15 protein-coding genes are annotated in these 17,592 nt (G+C 66.5%); 7 read left to right on the forward strand and 8 right to left on the reverse strand.

All coding sequences use genetic code 11. The features are described from left to right. Positions 1 to 50 precede the first annotated feature (50 nt). Positions 51 to 875: a YihY family inner membrane protein gene (locus ACSQ9I_RS30055; protein ID WP_436315611.1), complete on the forward strand. Its 825-nt coding sequence runs from the start codon at positions 51 to 53 to the stop codon at positions 873 to 875. Positions 876 to 888: 13 nt separating this feature from the next. On the opposite strand, the gene ACSQ9I_RS30060 is transcribed toward ACSQ9I_RS30055, so the two are convergent. From ACSQ9I_RS30060 to ACSQ9I_RS30070, 3 genes are read right to left on the reverse strand one after another with little or no spacing between them, the layout of a single operon-like run. After that, positions 889 to 2,703: an IlvD/Edd family dehydratase gene (locus tag ACSQ9I_RS30060; protein ID WP_436315612.1), complete on the reverse strand. Its 1,815-nt coding sequence runs from the start codon at positions 2,701 to 2,703 to the stop codon at positions 889 to 891. After that, positions 2,703 to 3,719: a D-erythronate dehydrogenase gene (denD, locus tag ACSQ9I_RS30065; protein ID WP_436315613.1), complete on the reverse strand. Its 1,017-nt coding sequence runs from the start codon at positions 3,717 to 3,719 to the stop codon at positions 2,703 to 2,705. Before denD ends, ACSQ9I_RS30060 begins: the two co-directional genes overlap by 1 nt. Next, positions 3,716 to 4,495 (reverse strand): FadR/GntR family transcriptional regulator, encoded by a 780-nt coding sequence (locus ACSQ9I_RS30070; protein WP_436315614.1) that lies wholly within the window; start codon positions 4,493 to 4,495, stop codon positions 3,716 to 3,718. Before ACSQ9I_RS30070 ends, denD begins: the two co-directional genes overlap by 4 nt. A 151-nt stretch (positions 4,496 to 4,646) precedes the next feature. Here ACSQ9I_RS30070 and ACSQ9I_RS30075 point away from each other — a divergent pair, with 151 nt between their 5' ends. The 4 genes from ACSQ9I_RS30075 (at position 4,647) to ACSQ9I_RS30090 (ending at position 8,902) form a co-directional block, all read left to right on the forward strand. Continuing rightward, positions 4,647 to 5,720: an ABC transporter ATP-binding protein gene (locus ACSQ9I_RS30075; RefSeq protein ID WP_436315615.1), complete on the forward strand. Its 1,074-nt coding sequence runs from the start codon at positions 4,647 to 4,649 to the stop codon at positions 5,718 to 5,720. Positions 5,721 to 5,761: 41 nt separating this feature from the next. Continuing rightward, a complete protein-coding gene (locus tag ACSQ9I_RS30080) occupies positions 5,762 to 7,090 on the forward strand; it encodes an ABC transporter substrate-binding protein (RefSeq protein ID WP_436315616.1) in 1,329 nt (442 codons plus the stop codon). A gap of 82 nt (positions 7,091 to 7,172) precedes the next feature. Next, positions 7,173 to 8,027: a carbohydrate ABC transporter permease gene (locus ACSQ9I_RS30085; RefSeq protein WP_093107241.1), complete on the forward strand. Its 855-nt coding sequence runs from the start codon at positions 7,173 to 7,175 to the stop codon at positions 8,025 to 8,027. Further along, positions 8,024 to 8,902, forward strand: a complete 879-nt coding sequence (locus ACSQ9I_RS30090) for a carbohydrate ABC transporter permease (protein ID WP_093107239.1) — start codon at positions 8,024 to 8,026, stop codon at positions 8,900 to 8,902. Before ACSQ9I_RS30085 ends, ACSQ9I_RS30090 begins: the two co-directional genes overlap by 4 nt. A 53-nt stretch (positions 8,903 to 8,955) precedes the next feature. On the opposite strand, the gene ACSQ9I_RS30095 is transcribed toward ACSQ9I_RS30090, so the two are convergent. Then, on the reverse strand, positions 8,956 to 10,095 hold the full coding sequence (locus ACSQ9I_RS30095; protein ID WP_436310180.1) for a lipocalin family protein: 1,140 nt from the start codon (positions 10,093 to 10,095) through the stop codon (positions 8,956 to 8,958). A 148-nt stretch (positions 10,096 to 10,243) separates the two neighbouring features. On the opposite strand from ACSQ9I_RS30095, the gene ACSQ9I_RS30100 reads away from it, so the two are divergent. Continuing rightward, positions 10,244 to 10,945, forward strand: coding sequence for a DUF899 family protein (locus tag ACSQ9I_RS30100; RefSeq protein ID WP_436315617.1), 702 nt, complete (start codon positions 10,244 to 10,246; stop codon positions 10,943 to 10,945). A 16-nt stretch (positions 10,946 to 10,961) separates the two neighbouring features. Here the strand turns inward: ACSQ9I_RS30100 and ACSQ9I_RS30105 are convergent, their stop codons facing one another. Next, the gene (locus ACSQ9I_RS30105) at positions 10,962 to 14,336 is read right to left on the reverse strand and encodes an adenylate/guanylate cyclase domain-containing protein (protein WP_436315618.1); all 3,375 of its coding nucleotides are present in this window, start codon (positions 14,334 to 14,336) and stop codon (positions 10,962 to 10,964) included. A 93-nt stretch (positions 14,337 to 14,429) separates the two neighbouring features. Next, positions 14,430 to 15,332, reverse strand: coding sequence for a LysR family transcriptional regulator (locus ACSQ9I_RS30110; RefSeq protein WP_436315619.1), 903 nt, complete (start codon positions 15,330 to 15,332; stop codon positions 14,430 to 14,432). Between the two features lie 67 nt (positions 15,333 to 15,399). On the opposite strand from ACSQ9I_RS30110, the gene ACSQ9I_RS30115 reads away from it, so the two are divergent. Continuing rightward, on the forward strand, positions 15,400 to 16,176 hold the full coding sequence (locus tag ACSQ9I_RS30115; protein ID WP_436315620.1) for an NAD(P)H-dependent oxidoreductase: 777 nt from the start codon (positions 15,400 to 15,402) through the stop codon (positions 16,174 to 16,176). Here the strand turns inward: ACSQ9I_RS30115 and ACSQ9I_RS30120 are convergent. Beyond that, complete coding sequence (locus ACSQ9I_RS30120; protein ID WP_436315621.1) at positions 16,173 to 16,802, reverse strand: hypothetical protein; 630 nt, start codon at positions 16,800 to 16,802, stop codon at positions 16,173 to 16,175. The genes ACSQ9I_RS30115 and ACSQ9I_RS30120 overlap by 4 nt on opposite strands. A gap of 15 nt (positions 16,803 to 16,817) precedes the next feature. Continuing rightward, positions 16,818 to 17,588 carry a DUF899 domain-containing protein gene (locus ACSQ9I_RS30125; protein WP_436315622.1) on the reverse strand — a complete coding sequence of 257 codons (771 nt, stop codon included), beginning with the start codon at positions 17,586 to 17,588 and terminating at the stop codon, positions 16,818 to 16,820. Positions 17,589 to 17,592: the final 4 nt, after the last annotated feature.

Here is a 17,592-nt window from a genome sequence, read left to right on the forward strand (position 1 = left end):
CTGCGTGGACGCGGCGAGAATCTCGGCCGACACCCAAACCTCAATGACGCATGTCCAGCCTGATCCGACTCACGATCCGCCGCGCCAGGAAAGAACGCTTGGCCCAGGTCGCCGGCAGCCTGACTTTCACGACAGTCCTGTCCATCGCGCCGTTTCTCGCGGTGAGCCTCGCGCTGTTCACGCGGTTCCCGATGTTCAAGCGCTTCGAGGATGCGCTCGAGGAGCACTTGTTGAGGAGCCTGCTTCCGGCAGAGATCTCACGCACGGTGCTGAAGTACCTCCATCAGTTCGCCGCCAATGCGAGTGGCCTCACCTTGATCGGCTCATTGTTCCTGCTGGTGGCGGCGATTGCGCTGATGCTCACCGTAGAAAACGCCTTCAACCAGATCTGGAACGTGAAAAGAAATCGTCCGTTCTACAAGCGAGTGGGCCTGTATTTGTTGATGCTGGCCGTGGGGCCACCGGCCCTGGGGGTGAGTCTGTGGGCGACGTCGCATGTGCTGGGTGCGTCGATGGGTTTGATCGGAACCCTGCCACCCTCGGCCAGGTTCGTACTGAACCTGGGCCCGGTGGCGCTCTGCATGGTGGTCGTGACGAGCCTGTTCTACTTCGTCCCGAACACCAAGGTTCGGCGGCGTGATGCGATCGCGGGTGGCTTGATCGCCGGCATCGCTCTCGAGTTGGGCAAGCGCGGCTTCGCGACCTACCTTCTCAAGATTCCCACCTACAAGGCCGTTTACGGAGCCTTCGCGGTCTTTCCCGTCTTCTTGCTATGGGTGTATTTTTCGTGGCTCGTGACACTGACCGCGGCACTCATTGCCGCCAACCTGGCGCACGGAGCGCCGCGACATGCAAGCAAGGCTTCGCGTGCCTAGACGCTGACGGGCCCTAGTGGTTGTCGCGCGGAATGCCGAAGGTCGCGTGGATCTTCTGGTACTTGACCGCGGGCTTCAGCACCATGCCTTCGGAGAGCTCGTCGACGACGGCGCGCTGGATCTCCTGCCACGGCGTCTGGCTCGGCGGATACGGATAGCCGCCGGCGGCTTCGAGCTTCGCGCGACGTTTGGCAAGCTCTTCGTCCGAGACCAGCATGTTCGCGGTGCGCTTCTTGAGATCGATGCGGACGCGGTCGCCGGTCTTGAGCAGTGCGAGCCCACCGCCCGTCGCGGCCTCCGGCGAGGCATTGAGGATCGACGGCGAACCCGAGGTGCCCGACTGCCGGCCGTCGCCGATGCAGGGCAGCGCGGTGATGCCTTTCTTGAGCAGGTAGTCGGGCGCGCGCATGTTGACCACCTCGGCCGCGCCGGGATAGCCGACCGGCCCCACGCCGCGCATGCAGAGGATGCTGTTCGCATCGAGCTTCATCTTCGGGTCGTCGATGCGGCGGTGGTAGTCCTCCGGCCCGTCGAAGACGATCGCCGTGCCTTCGAAGGCCATCGGGTCCTTCGGGTTCTCGAGGTAGCGCGCATGGAACTCCGGCGTGATCACGCTGGTCTTCATGATCGCGGAGTCGAACAGGTTGCCCTTGAGGTTGAGGAAGCCGGCGTTCTTCTTCATCGGCTTGGCGTAGGGAAAGATCACCTTGCGGTCGCTCGTGAATTTGCCTTCACAGTTCTCGACCAGCGTCTTGCCGTTGGCGGTGAGGGCGGGCTGGATCTTGCCCTGGGCGATCAGCTCGGCGACCACAGCGGGCACGCCGCCGGCGCGGTAGTACTCCTCGCCGAGGTACTCGCCAGCGGGCTGCAGGTTCACGATCAGCGGAATCTTGTAGCCGTGCTTCTCCCAGTCGGCCGTCGTCAGCTCGACGCCGATGTGGCGCGCGATGGCGTTCAGGTGGACCGGCGCATTGGTCGAGCCGCCGAGCGCAGAGTTGACGACGATCGCGTTCTCGAAGGCGGCGCGCGTGAGGATGTCCGAAGGCTTCAGGTCCTCGCGCACCATCTCGACGATGCGCCTGCCCGTCATGTACGCCATCTCCTGGCGGTCGCGGTAGGGCGCCGGGATCGCGGCGCCGCCCGGCAGCGTCATGCCCAGCACCTCGGCCAGCGAGTTCATGGTCGACGCCGTGCCCATGGTGTTGCAGTGGCCGGTCGACGGCGCCGAGGAGGCCACGAGCTTCAGGAACTCCTGGTAGCCGATCTTGCCCGCGGCCATCAGCTCGCGCGCCTTCCAGACGATGGTGCCCGAGCCGGTGCGCTCGCCCTCGTACCAGCCGTTGAGCATCGGCCCCGAGTTGAGCGCGATGGCGGGGATGTCCACCGTGGCAGAGGCCATGATCTGCGCCGGCGTGGTCTTGTCGCAGCCGGTGGTCAGCACCACGCCGTCGAGCGGATAGCCGTAGAGCACCTCGACCAGCGAGAGATACTGCAGGTTGCGGTCGAGCGCCGCCGTCGGGCGCTTGCAGGTTTCCTGAATCGGATGGATCGGGAACTCGAAGGCGATGCCGCCGGCATCGCGGATGCCTTCGCGCACGCGCTCGGCCAGCACCAGGTGATGGCGGTTGCAGGGCGCGATGTCCGAGCCGGTCTGTGCGATGCCGATGATCGGCCGCCCCGACTGCAGCTCGTCGAAGCCGAGGCCAAAGTTCATCGTGCGCTCGAGGTAGAGCGCCGTCATGTCGGCATTGGCCGGGTTGTCGAACCAGGCCTGGGAGCGCAACTTGAGGGCCTGCCTCGGCTTCTTGTTGTTGTTCTTCGGTTTCATCAGGACATTCCCTTCAGGGTCTCGTTGGCGTTCGGGAGCGCGCGGCAATCGTCGATGTACTGCCGGATGATGTCCGCGAAGTTCTCGTGCGGCAGCAGGCCGAGCCGCGCGGCGCGCGCGGCCGTTGCGCCGCCGGGCCAGTTGGCCACGATGCCGGCGATGCGCTCGTCGCGCTCGAAGCGCACGCGCGCCCGCACTGCCGGGCCGGCGACCTGCTCGAGCGCGTCGAGCATCTCGCTCACGCGCACGTTGAGGGCCGGCAGGTTGAGCGCGGTGCGGCCGCAGAAGGCCTCGCGGCTGGCTTCGTAGACGGCGATCAGGCCGTCCACCGTGCGTGTCGGCGAAGACATCGGGTGCGAGACCTCGGGCGAGACCGGGCAGATCGCTTCCACGCCGGCCAGCGGCTCGCGGATGATGCCGCTGAAGAAGGACGAGGCCGCGGCGTTGGGCTTGCCGGGCCGCACCGTCACGGTCATCAGCCGTGCGGCGCGGCCATCGATGTAGCCCTTGCGCGTGTAGTCGGCGATCAGGTGTTCGCAGATCAGCTTCTGCGTGCCGTAGGAAGTTTGCGGCGCGGGCAGCGTGTCGTCGGCGACCAGTTTCGGCAGCGGCACGGCCGGATCCGGCCCGAAGACCGCGACCGAGCTCGAGAACACCACGCGCGTGACCTTGCCGCCGGCATTGACGTTGGCGCGCAGCGCATCGAGCAGCGCGCGCGTGCTGTCCAGGTTGGAACGCAGGCCGAGATCGAAGTCGAGCTCGCATTCGCCGGAGACAGCGGAGGCCAGATGGAACACGCCGTCGAAGGCCTCGGTGCGCAGCGCCTCGGTCTGCGCCAGCAGCGGACCGGTGCGCGCCTCGACGCGCGCATCCGCCAGCAGGTCGGCCGGCGGCGGCGCAATGTCGGTGAGGACCATGCGGTCGATGCGCTCGCCGGCGAGCGTGCCGCGCGCGAGCAGGGTGCGGGCGAGGCGCGCGCCGACGAAGCCGCCGCCTCCGGTGATCATCAGTTTCATCTCTTCTCCTTCAATCTTCGTTTGCGGCTGGGAATGATGCCGCCCTCGACGAGCCGTTCTTCGCCGAGGATCAGGTGCCGGGTGGCGTGGTCGTGTGCTGCGACAGGATCGCGCGCGGCGATCGCGTCGACGATGGCGCGGTGCTCCAGCTGCACCGCCTCCATGAAATCCTTGCGGCGCGCTTCGTTGCCGCGCGTGATGCGCATGCCTTCGCGCAGGTACTGCTCGAGAAAGCCGAGCAGGAGGCGGAACTGCGGGTTGCCCGTGGACTCGCCGATGATGCGGTGGAAGGCCAGGTCCTCGGCCACCCCGTCGCGCCCCTCGGCGACCGCGGTGTCGATGGCCGTGAGCGCGCGGCGCAGCGCGGCGATGTGGGCGCGGGTGGCGCGCTCGGCCGCCAGCGCCGCGATCGCGCCTTCGAGCACTCGCCGCACTTCGACCACGTGCACCACGGCCTGCACGGAGCCCAGCACGGCCGGGTCGAAGGCCAGCGGCTGGTTCTGCGGCGTGGGCGCCACGAAGACGCCCGAGCCCTGGCGCGACACCACCAGCGACCTGGACTTGAGCTGGTGCAACGCCTCGCGCACCACCGTTCGCGAGACGCCGTGCGTCGCCGCCAGCTGCTGCTCGGTGGGCAGGCGGTCGCCGGGCGCCAGCTCGCCGGATTCGATGAGGGCACCGAGGCGCAGCGCCAGGCGGTCGGACAGCCGGTCGGCTGCCGACCGCAGGGGTTCGGAGGGGGCGGGCGCCTGCGCGGGCGTGGCGGAATGGAGCACGGTGATCAGGTCATCATACAAATCATCGGGGGGTTAACGCGTACCGGTTTGCCCTGATAGCGACCCGGCAACCCAGTGCCGATACTCCGCGTCTGCGATGCAGGGGTCCCGCGTCGCCTGCGACCTTCGCGCAACTTCAGGATTCCAGTGCATGGCAAGTGTCACGATCCAGGCAGTCAAGAAGAGCTTCGGCAATGTCCCCATCCTGCATGGCGTGGACATCGACATCCAGGACGGTTCCTTCACCGTGCTGGTGGGGCCTTCGGGCTGCGGCAAGTCGACGCTGCTGCGCATGATCGCCGGGCTGGAGGAGATCAACGGCGGCGAGATTCGCATCGGCGAGCGGCGCGTCAACGACCTGCCGCCGAAGGAACGCGACATCGCGATGGTGTTCCAGAACTACGCGCTCTATCCGCACATGACGGTGCGCGACAACATGGCCTTCGCGCTGGCGCTCGCCAAGCTGGACAAGGCGACGATCGAATCGAAGGTCAAGCGCGCTGCCGAGATCCTCGGTCTCATTCCTCTGCTCGACCGCTTTCCGCGCCAGCTCTCGGGCGGGCAGCGCCAGCGCGTGGCGATGGGCCGCGCGATCGTGCGCGACCCGCAGGTGTTCCTGTTCGACGAGCCGCTGTCCAACCTGGACGCCAAGCTGCGCGTGGCGATGCGCGGCGAGATCAAGGAGCTGCACCAGCGCCTGAAGACGACCTCGATCTACGTCACGCACGACCAGATCGAGGCCATGACCATGGGCGACAAGATCGTGGTCATGCGCGAGGGCCGCATCGAGCAGACCGGCAGCCCGCTCGACCTCTACGACAACCCCGCCAACCAGTTCGTCGCCGGCTTCATCGGCTCGCCGGCCATGAACTTCCTGCCGGGCACGCTGCGGCGCAGCGCCGGCACGGCGCGCGTGGAACTGCAGGACGGCACGCAGCTCGATGCGCCCGTGCACGCCGGCGGCGTCGACGGCCAGTCGGTGGTCTACGGCACCCGGCCCGAGCACCTGACGCTCGCCGACGGCAGCGGCATCCCCGCGCGCGTGGCGGTGATGGAACCGACCGGCATGGACACCTTCGTCTCGTGCCGCCACGAGGGCGCCGAACTCTCCGCGGTGTTCCGCGAGCGCCACGACTTCGCGCCCGGCACCACGATCCACCTGCAGCCCGATCTTCAGCGCGCGCATCTTTTCGACGCAGGCACCGGCGAACGGCTGGTGTCCTGAATCCATCGGCAGTCCGTTCAAAAGCACAGGAGACAACACGAATGAATGAGTTCAATCGCCGCAAGTTTCTGGAAGGCTCTGCCGGCGTCGCCGCCGCGGCCACGCTCGGCACCGGCACCGCGCTCTTCTCCACCGCCGCGCATGCGCAGTCGATGACCTTCAAGCCCGAGAAGGGCGCCACGCTGCGCGTGCTGCGCTGGAGCCGCTTCGTGCAGGGCGACATCGACGCCTACATGGCCAACGTGAAGAAGTTCACCGAGGCCACGGGCGTGCCGGTGCGCGTGGACAACGAGACCTGGGAGGACGTGCGCCCGAAAGCCGCGGTCGCCGCCAACACCGGCGCGGGGCCGGACATCATCCTGTCGACCAACGACGACGCGAACCTCTATCCGGAGAAACTGCTCGACGTCACCGACCTGTGCACCTACCTCGGCCGCAAGTACGGCGGCTGGTACCCGGGGTGCGAGGCCTACCTGCGGCCCGACGGCAAGAAGTGGATCGGCGTGCCGCTCGGCACCGCTGGCGCGATGCTGGTGTACCGCCAGAGCCACGTGAAGGCGGCCGGCTTCGACACCTTCCCGAAGGACACGAACAGCTTCCTCGAGCTGCTCAAGGCGATGAAGGCGAAAGGCACGCCCGCCGGCTTCGCGCTCGGCAACGCCACCGGCGACGGGCTGTGGACCAACTGGCTGATCTGGTCGCACGGCGGCAAGCTCGTCGACAAGAACAACAAGGTCGTCATCGACAGCCCGGAGACCATCAAGGCGCTCGAGTACGCCAAGGAGATGTACGCCACCTTCGCGCCCGGCACGCTGTCGTGGCTGGACCCGAACAACAACAAGGCCTTCCTCGACGGCCAGATCAGCCTGACCAACAACGGCATCTCGATCTACTACGCGACGAAGAACTCCAAGGACGACAAGCTCAAGGAGATGGCGCAGGACATCAACCACGCGCCCTACCCGATCGGGCCGGCGGGCGTGCCGACCGAGTCGCACCTGTTCTTCAACCAGATGGTCATGAAGTACACGAAGTACCCGCAGGCGGCCAAGGAGTACCTGCGCTTCATGATGGAACAGGAGCAGTTCGACCCGTGGCTGCAGGCCGCAGGCGGCTACATCTCGCAGCCGCTCGCGGCCTACGAGAAGAGCGCCGCCTGGACCGTCGACCCGAAGCACACGCCGTACCGCGACTGCACGAAGAACATGCGGCCGACCGGGTATGCCGGCACGCTGGGTTATGCGTCGGCCGGCGCGGGAGCGGACTTCATCGTGACGAACATGGTGGCCGAGGCGGCCAGCGGCTCCAAGTCGCCGAAGGAAGCCGCCGAACGGGCGCAAAAGCGTGCCGAACGCTATTACAAGGTCTGAGGCCGCGACGGACGCGCCCGCGGCGGCGCGTCCGTGGACGGCGCGGCTGGCCGACAGCCGCAACTTCCTCGGCCTGCTCTTCATGCTGCCGGCGGCGGGGCTGCTGCTGCTGTTTCTCACCTATCCGCTCGGCCTGGGCATCTGGCTCGGCTTCACCGACACCAAGGTCGGCCGCGGCGGCCAGTGGATCGGGCTGGAGAACTACGAGTTTCTCTGGGACGACGCGGTCACGCGCCTCGCGCTCTTCAACACGCTGCTCTACACGGTGGTGGCGAGCGTCTTCAAGTTCGTGCTGGGGCTGTGGCTGGCGCTGCTGCTCAACAAGAACATCCGCTTCAAGACCTTCTTCCGCGCCGTCATCCTGCTGCCCTACATCGTGCCGACCGCGCTCTCGGCCATCGCCTTCTGGTGGATCTACGACTCGCAGTTCTCGATCGTCAGCTGGGCGCTGATGAAGATGGGGCTGATCGACGCCTACATCGATTTCCTCGGCGACCCGTGGAATGCGCGCTGGTCCGTGATCGCGGCCAACGTGTGGCGCGGCATCCCCTTCGTCGCCATCACGCTGCTGGCGGGGCTGCAGACCATCTCGCCCTCGTACTACGAGGCCTCGGCCATCGACGGCGCCTCGCCCTGGCAGCAGTTCCGGCACGTCACGCTGCCGCTCTTGACGCCGATCATCGCGGTGGTGATGACCTTCTCGGTGCTCTTCACCTTCACCGACTTCCAGCTCATCTACGTGATCACGCGCGGAGGGCCGTTGAACGCGACGCACCTGATGGCCACGCTGTCCTTCCAGCGCGCGATCTCGGGCGGGGCGCTGGGCGAGGGTGCAGCCATTGCAATCGCGATGGTGCCGTTCTTGCTCGCCTGCGTGCTGTTCAGCTACTTCGGCCTGCAAAGACGCAAGTGGCAGCAAGGGGGATCGGACAAATGAACGCGAAGGCCGCAACGACCGACATGGTCGGCATGAGCTATCTCGAATCGCTGCCGCGCAAGGTAGTGACCGTGTACCTGCCGCTCGTGGTCTTTTTGATCGTGCTGCTGTTCCCGTTCTACTGGATGGCGATCACCTCGGTGAAGCCCGATGCCGAGCTGCTGACGCGCGAGGGCAACCCGTTCTGGGTGGTGGCGCCGACGCTGGCGCATTTCCACAAGCTGCTGTTCGAGACCTCGTACCCGCAGTGGATCTGGAACACGCTGCTGGTGTCGGTGGTGTCGACCTTCTGCTCGCTCGCCTGCTCGGTGTTCGCGGCCTATGCGATCGAGCGGCTGCGCTTCAACGGCTCGCGGCAGGTGGGACTCGCGATCTTCCTCGCCTACCTGGTACCGCCGTCGATCCTGTTCATTCCGCTCGCGAACGTGGTGTTCGGCCTCGGTCTCTTCGACACGCGCCTGGCGCTGATCCTGACCTACCCGACCTTCCTCATCCCCTTCTGCACCTGGCTGCTGATGGGCTACTTCCGCTCCATCCCCTTCGAGCTGGAGGAGTGCGCGCTGATCGACGGCGCGAGCCGCTGGCAGATCCTGGTGAAGATCGTGCTGCCGCTCGCCGTGCCCGGCCTGATCTCGGCAGGCATCTTCGCCTTCACGCTCTCGTGGAACGAATTCATCTACGCGCTCACCTTCGTCTCGTCGTCGGAGATCAAGACCGTGCCGGTGGGCGTGGTAACCGAGCTCGTGCAGGGCGACGTGTACCAGTGGGGGCCGCTGATGGCAGGCGCGCTGCTGGGGTCGCTGCCGGTGGCCTTCATCTACTCCTTCTTCGTGGAGTACTACGTGTCGGGGTTGACGGGGTCGGTGAAGGAGTGAGAGGCCTGCTCAACGCGTGGGCGCCACAGCGTCCATCAGCAGCGTGCTTCAGGTCATCGAATCTTCAAGCGGTCGTATCCGCTCAGCTCCAGAAAACCCTCGCCCGTGGAACTTCCCGTCACCTGGACGGGCCCTTCCCAATAAATGTTCGCAGTCGTTTTCTGCGAATCGAATTCGCTGTCGGCAAAGAAGGGCTTGATGCTCAACTCGCCAGAGGGGAGCCTGATGCGCCATTCGACGGGGTAGCTGATCTTCGTGCTCGGACTCGTCCATCTGTTGACGGGCACCAGCTCGATCTCGTCCGGCTTCAATGGATGAGACCCGCGTGCATTCGAGACCGTGCCGGCTGTCATGACTTGCCGGCCAGCCGTGTCGAAAAGCGCATAGAGCATCACGTCGGAACCATCCGCCAGATGCAACGCAAACCAGTTCCATCCGAGGCTCAACACATCGAAATCGCCCCATTGATGGTCGAACCACACGTCGCCGCTGACCTGGACCGGCTTCCCTCCGATGGAGACCTCGCCTTGGGCGGAAATGCGGGGACGCGAATAGTAGTAACTGATCCCGCTCATGCCGAAATCAAGCAGACCCGGGGTTTCCGAACCTGCAGCTCGATGGGGGACAGGCTGGTGCGAATCGCTCAGGTCGAGCGCAATCGAAGCACCTCCTTCAAGAGAGGCGTGCACTGCATGAGATGGACCCGCAGCAGCGACTTGCCAGCCGTCCTGCCTGAAGTCCAGGCCGTTTGCGGCGCTCTTCGCAGGAACGCCGCCGGTACGCGTTTGGCTGGAATAGCGCTGCCCGGTCTGGAGGTCGGTCAACGCCGCGTGCATGACCGTGTGCTTGACCAGCCCGTTGGCTACGAAGACAACAACGTGAAATGCATAGCGATGGCCTGTCTTCGCGTCGAGGATTCCGTTGTAGTACCACCATTCCATGCCGGACCCATGAGGCGCGTCGTCGGCCGGCAGGTTCAGGGGCGGAAGTGCGGCCGTTCGTTCAATCGGCTTCCTGCCCGAGTCGATCGATCCGGCAGACGCCGCGGAGGCCGGCAGCGGCTCGGGCGTCCATGCATAGAGAAGGCATGCGCCGATGACCGCGAAGACGGCAACCAATGGTGCAACGTAAGGTCTCAAGCCCTTGTTGCCGGAGCGTCTGCGGTATTTCCTGGCGTGGTCGTCGGCTTTCATCTGTCCTACCGGGGATGAGGGATAGGGCCGCAGCCTAGCACCGCTCTTCTTTGCAGCGGCGCAAGCAGCCTTGCCCACCGCTCGTCGAACGCGCACCATGCACTGTGGAGCGCCGCGCCTCGGCCGGCACCGAACACAGGAGCAAGACATGAAAGATCCGCTCACCCCCGCCGCAGAACTCGCGAAGAAGGCGAAGACGCCGTTCCCGGGCGCGACGGCCGAATACGACGCCGCGCGGCAAGCGCTGCTGGCGGAAGAGATCGAATTTCGTCGCCACATGACTCGATTGGGCGAGCAGCGCCGCGCGCTGCCGCCCGGGCCGGTGATCGAGAAGGACTACCGCTTCAAGGACGAGCAGGCCTTCGAGGTCGGGCTGATCGATCTGTTCGGCGACAAGGACACGCTCGTCACCTACTTCTGGATGTACGGGCCGCAGCGTGAACGGCCGTGTCCGATGTGCACCAACTGGCTGGGCGCGGTGAACGGCAATGCCGCCGACATCAAGCAGCGGGTTGGGCTCAAGATCCTGGGGCGCTCGCCCGTGGAGCGGCAATACGCCTTCGCGCAGGAGCGCGGCTGGCGTGACCTGAATTTCGTGCAGACCATCGGCGACGACTACGCCAACGACCTCGGCATCCTGATGCCCGACGGGAGCGAGTACCCGGCGCTGAACGTGTTCAGGCGCGACAGCAGCAAGGTCCGGCTGTTCTGGGCGAGCGAGATGACCAGCGAGATGGCCGACCCCGGCCAGGACCCGCGCGACGCGCCCGACATCGCCTCGCTCTGGTCCATGCTGGACTTGACTCCGGACGGACGCGGGACCGACTGGTATCCGAAGCTCAAGTACTGAGGGGCGAACCATTGCCTCAACGGTCGAGCTTCGTCTGCCCTTTCTGCAGCGAGTCGAGCAACGCCTTCGTTTCGCGAAGATCGCTGAACCCGAACCCTTCGGTGAACCAGCCGTAGAGCGGCTGCAGCATCTGCCGCGCCTCGGTGCTTTTCCCCTGACGCTGCCAGAACCCCGCCAGGTCGCGGGCCGCGCGCAATGAAAAGAGCTTGGCGCCGCGCTCCTCGGCGATGGCGATGGCGTTCTGGTAGTGCGCTTCGGCGCCGGTGTCGTCGCCGTCGATCTCCAGAAGCCGGCCGCAAAGCCGCAGCAGTTCGGTCTCGTAGAAGCGCTCGTCGGTCTCGCCCTGGGCAGCCTGCGCCTGGGCGATGAATCGCCGTGCTTCGTCGCTTCGCCCGGCCCGCAACAGCACGTCTGCCGCCTGCGCCCCGTACTGCGAGCCTTGTTGCTTTCCGCCGGCGGACCTCCAGAGGTCATAGCCCTTCCTGAGGAGAAGGATCCCGGCCTCGACATCGCCCAGCGCAACGCTGGTCCGTCCGAGGAAAATCAGGGCGTTGGCAACCCGCGTCTGGATGCCGAAACGTTCGGACAGCTCCAGCATCTGCTTCGCTTCCGAAGCTGCCTGCGCCGGCTCGCCTTTAGCCAGCAGGACCCTGATCCAGGTTTGCCTGGCCATTGCGATCGTCGGGGGATGACCTCTGGCTTCGGCGATCTGCAACGCTTGCGCCGCGAGCGCTTCGGCCTGCTCCAGATAGCCCTGCATCCCGCGCACTCTCATGCTGATGGCGCGAATCATGACCGCCGGATCCGCCCCCGCGATGGGGTGTTCATGCGTGAGCTGCACGCTGTCGTCGAGCGCCTTGGCCTCTTCCAGGTGCGCCCACGCCTCGCCGATCTCGCCGCGCAGATAGCGGGCGCTACCGAGGACGATCGATACGCTGACGCGCAACCGCGCTTGCAGCGACGCCAGCTGCGCCGGTTCGATCTCGCGGATGCTTTCGATGATTTCGCTGTTGCTGACCGAGTTCATCGTCGGCGCCGAGCCGACCCACGCGCTCACGTAGTCCTCGACCCGTCCGAGTTCTCGCGCCAGTTCGCGCGCCCTCGCGTAGCTCTGGTACGTGGCGCTGGAGGCGTAGCCCTCCGAGACCGTCAGCGCATTGCCGAGTTTCAGCTGGAGAGCCAGCTCGAGCTCGCTGCGCGCCGGCCCGGCAGGCAAGCGGGACACGAGTGCGATGGCGGCGTTGTAGTGGCTCGCTGCTTCGCGGCTGGCGTATCGGCGCTGCGCCAGGTCGCCGGCCGCCGTCCAGTACCGGAGGGCTTCGCTGCCGTGGCCGGCTTCCTGATGATGCTGAGCCAGCAGTTCGGGATGCGCAGCGACGGTCTGCGGCTCGCTGCGCTCCAGTGCGTCCGCGATCTGCGCATGCCGCAGCGCGCGCTGGCTCCTGACCATGCTGTTGTAGGCCGTGTCCCGGATCAGCGCATGCTTGAACGCATAGCCCGCGTCCGCAGGCGTGCCGCGGCGAAACACCAGCTCGGCACGAAGCAGCTCATCCAGCGCCTGGTCGAGCTGCGCGGGCGGCATCTGCAGCACCTGTGCGAGCAGCGCATGGCTGAAATCGCGTCCGATGGCTGCTGCGACCTGTGCGATCTCCTTGGCGGGAGCCAGCCGGTCAAGCCGCGCCATCAATGAATCCTGCAGCGTCGACGGAATCGCCAGCGTCTGCAGAGGACCGTGCAGCCGGTAGCCTGCCGGTGTGTCCTCGACGAGCGCGGAGGCGAGCACGGTCTTGGTCAGCTCCTCGACGAACAGCGGTACGCCGTCGGTCTTGCGGATGATCTCGTCGATCAACTCCACAGGCAGCGACTTGCCGGCGGTGACGGTTTCGATCAGCGCCGCCGACTGCCGGTGACTCAGCCGGTTCATCGTCAACCGGGTCGAAGGGTTGCCCCAGGACGGCACGTATTGCGGACGGCAGGTCAACAGCATCAGGACGCGCGCGTCGCGCAGGCCGTCAACGGCCAGGCCGATCCATTCCTCGGTCGTCGGATCGATCCAGTGCGCGTCCTCGACCAGCACGAGCAGCGGCGCCCGACGGGAAACACCGTCGATGACGTCGATCACCGCCTGCAAGGTCGCGCTTTTCTGCTGCTGCGGCGTCTGGCCGGCCGGGGCCGGCCGGCCTCCATCCGGCAGCATCATCAGCCTGAGCAGGCAACCCAGCGCATCGGGCACGAGCGATACCCCATGGTCGCTCAGATACCGTTCGAAGCTCGCGGCGCGCTGGGCCGGTGGATCGGCCGGTGTCAGGTTCGCCGCGTTTTCCAGACCGCGCACCAGCGGATAGAGAGCGCTGTTGCTGTGAGAGGGCGAGCATTGCAGCACCATCGTCTCGCGGGCTCCGGCGGCTGTGCGTTCCCGCAGGGCCTGGGTGATCCGCGACTTGCCGATCCCCGGTTCGCCGGAGAGCAGCACGATCTGGCCCTCGCCCTCGCACGCGGTGTTCCACCGCTCGAGCAGCAGCGCCAGTTCGCTGTCGCGTCCGATCAACTGGGACAGTTGTTGTGTATGAATGGCTTCGAAACGGCTTGCGGTCCGGCGCTCGCGCAGCACTTGCCACGCATGCACCGGCGCTTCGAAGCCCTTGAGCTCCAGCAGACCCAGCGAGTCGAGTTCGAACTCTTCACCGATGAGCCGCCGGGTCCGATCTGCGATGACGATGCAGTCAGGCGCAGCCTGGCTCTGCAGCCTGGCCGCCAGGCTCGGCGTTTCGCCGCTGGCGCTCAACTCGGCCGCCGGCGTGCCGGATCCGATCTGGCCGACGACGACGAGGCCCGTCGCGATGCCGATGCGGCTGTGCAAGGCGTGCTGGCCACCCGCTGCGAGTCGGCCGACTGCAGCGATCGCGTCCAGTGCTGCATGGATCGCGCGCGCTGCATCGTCCTCGTTGGCGTGCGGGTAGCCGAAATACACGAGCACCCCGTCGCCGAGCAACTGTGCGACGTAGCCGTGGTGTGCAGTCACCGCCGCCGTCACCGCGGCATGGTAGTCGCCGATGACGGCCCGCAGATCCTCGGGATCGAGCAGGCCGGCCAATTGGGTCGAACCGACCAAGTCGCAGAACATCACCGTCAGTTGCCGCCGCTCGGCGACTTGCGCTGTCGCAGGCAGGCTAGCCGCGGCCTGCGTGATGTGGCTCGTGGGGACCTCTTGGATACCCTGCGCGATCACCGACAGGATCCGCTTGCGATCGCCCAGCGCCGCGATGCCGATTTCCTTGAGGTCTGCGTCGGTGAGGCCGGCGATGACGTCCAGTTCAATGCGCTGCGCCTCGAACATCGGCGCATAGCGCTCCATGCCGATCTCAGCAAGCCACTGGACCATTGTTTGCATTGTTCGCCACCCTCTGGAGCGAACTTGCGAGGATACGCCTTTGGTTTCTGTTTATGCGAGATTCCAGCGCTCGCCAGAAGGCGGGATGCACGCTCAGGATTGACCGATCAGCGAGGCGACCGTCTCCCGGATCCAGCGTTGGCCGCTGTGCCCGTGGCTGCGCTCGTGCCACACCATCCCCACCGCGAAGCCTTCCACCGGGAACGGACAGTCGATCAACTTCAGCTGGTCGGCACGGTCGCGTACCAGCCGTTCCGGGACCAGGGCCACGAAGTCCGACTGGGACACGATATCTGGGACGACCAGGAACGAAGCCGCCGACAGCACCACGTTGCGCTTGAGTCCGAAGGCAGCCAGGGCGTCGTCCACCGGCGTAACGAAGCCGCCTCCGTGAAGGGACACGACGACATGCTCCAGCCGGGCAAATTCCTCGACAGTGATCCCGGCCCGCAGCCGCGGGTGCTTTCGCCGGCCGATGAGCACATAGCGCTCGTCGAACAGATGCCGGGTGCGAAGACTGGGCGGCGCGGCTTGCGGCGTCATGAGCGCCAGGTCGACATCGCCGCGCGCCATCTGTGCTTCCAACTCGGGGATGTCCAGATTGCGCTGCGCCACACGCACCCCGGGCGCCTTCGTCCTGAGTTGCACGACGAGCGGCTTGACCAGCGCGGCGTGCAGGTAGTCCGTGCAGGCGATGGCGACGGTCAGCCTGGCCTTGGCAGGGTTGAAGTTGCTGTGGGCGGCGACCGTGGCACGAAGCTGATCGAGGGCCTGGCGCAGCGGGTCGAGCAGGTCGACCGCCTTGGCGGTCGGCGTCATCCCTCGCTGTGCGGGAATGAGCAGCGGGTCATCGAAGACATCCCGCAGACGGCTCAACTGGGCACTGACCGCTGGTTGGCTCAGGTGCAGGCGGGCGGCCGCCTTCGTCACGTTCTGCTCCACCAGCAAGGCCTCCAGCGTGACCAGCAGATTGAGGTCGAGGCGTTTGCTATCCATTGGATGGATGGTAGCCAAACAATTTTGCGATTTCACGGATGGCTGCGAGCGACCGAGACTTGCGTGCATGAAGAAAGTCTTGATCGTCCATGCCCACCCCGAGCCCACATCGCTGACCCGGCAGCTGGTCGAGGTCTCCCGGCAGACGCTTCGGCAGCAAGGGCATGAAGTGCTGCAGTCGGACCTGTACGGCATGCGCTGGAAGGCCGTGTTCGACGAACACGACTTCCCCGCCCGTGCCGATTCGGAGCGGCTGTCCTTCGTGGACGAGTCCGGGCATTCCTATGCCAGCGGACGCCAGGCCGCCGACATCGCCGCGGAGCAGCAGAAGGTGCTTGCCGCGGACGCAGTCATCTTTCAGTTTCCGCTTTGGTGGTACGGCATGCCGGCCATCATGAAGGGCTGGCTGGACCGGGTGTGGGCCTACGGCCTCGCGTATGGCTACAAGAACGCCGGCAACACATATCGCTACGGCGATGGCGCCTTCAAGGGCAAGCGGGCCATGCTGTGCGTCGCGGCCGGTGGGCCGGCGAAGGACTATTCGCCGCGAGGCATCAACGGGCCGCTCGAGCAGCTGCTCTTTCCCATCACGCACGGCTCGCTCTACTTCCCTGGCTTCGACGTGCTGCCGACCTTTGCGGCCTATGGCGCCGGGCGCATGAGAGGGGAAGCGCTGAGCGCGACGAAGGAAGCCTGGCGTTCGCGTCTAGCGGGCCTCTTCGAGGACGCACCCATTCCCTTCCGGCGGCAGAACGGCGGGGACTATCCGGACGGCCATGTGCTGGCAAGCCATGTCGCCGTCGGCCAGAGCGGACTGCCGGCGCATGTCGAATCTGCTTGCTAGCGAAGCGCCATCAACAGCACGCCGGTGAGGGCCAGGGCCGTGGTCCAGGCCTGGCGCGGCGCCGTGCCGCTCAGCAGGCGAGGGTGCATGGCGACGCCGCGGCACACGCCGGTGGCGATGACGCCGGTCGTGACCAGCATCGCAGCCGTGTGCACGCCGACGGCCGCCAGTGCCAGGACCAGCGAGCCCGACGCGGTGATCTCGCGCGCCGGATTGTCGCCAAGGCACAGCGGCACGAGCGCCGGCACCAGCATCAGCCCGGCCCCGTGCGCGGTGGTCATCAGGAAGGACCAGAGCGCGATGCCGGCGTGGCCGGCCTGCGTGCTGATGGGCGTGCGCTGCCCGGCGCCGCGCAGCCAACGGTAGGCCGCCGCGCCGACGAGCAGTGCGCCGGCCAGGCCCTGGACCAGCGTGCGGTCCATCGACATGCCCTGTGCAAAGGCGCAGGCCACGATCGCAACCGACACGGCATGCCCAACGGCGATGGGCATCAAGGCCCGCAGCGCCTGCGCCCGATCGCGCGAACGCAGGCCCCAGGCGGCGGCCCACATCCAGCCGGTGGCAGGGTTCAGCCCGTGAAGGGCGCCGACCCCTGCGACCGCCAGCCATGGCCAAAGGCTTGCCATGACGCATGCTCGATGTCAGTGGCAGGACGAGCCGGCCGCAGCGGCCGGCTTCGCGGCCGGTGCCGGCTCGTAGCGGTCGTGGTGGCGCACCCATGCCATGCCCTGGCCAGCGTTTTCGTCGCGGCCCTTGGGCGTGAGGTCCAGCAGGTTGTAGGTGCCCATCATCACTTCCACGCCGCGCCCGTAGGTCGAGTAGGTGTGGAAGACTTCGCCCGCGTCGTCCTTGCAGAACACGCTGATGCCGGGCCACTCCTCCCCAGCGAGGGGCCACTCGCCGTAGTTGTAGTGGAGCTTGCCCTTGGTCACTTCCTCCGGCGTGAAGCTGACGCCGAAGTCGTAGTTGAAGTCGCTGCCGTTAGAGGACACCCACTTGAACTGCCAGCCCATGCGCCGGCGAAAGCGCTCGATCTCGGCCAGGGGCGCGCGCGAGATGGCCACGAACGTGACGTCGCGATGCGCCAGGTGCACGTTCATGCCGTCGGTGTGGTCGGCCATGTAGGAGCAGCTCGGGCACCCTTGCTCCCATCCCGGGCCGAGCATGAAGTGCTGCACCAGCAGCTGGCGGCGGCCCTCGAAGAGGTCGGCGAGCGCGCGGCGGCCTTCGGGCGCGTCGAAGACGTAGTCCTTCTCGATGCGCTCCCACGGCAGCGCGCGGCGCTCGCGGGCGATCTGGTCGCGCAGGTGCGTCAGCTCCTTTTCGCGGGCCAGCAGCGTCTTGCGCTCGGCAACCCATCGCTCCTTCGACACGACGGGATGGTTCACTGTGCTTGTTTCGGTGGTGTTCATGGTG

This window comes from Variovorax sp. LjRoot84, assembly GCF_964254305.1.
Taxonomy (GTDB): Bacteria; Pseudomonadota; Gammaproteobacteria; order Burkholderiales; family Burkholderiaceae_C; genus Variovorax.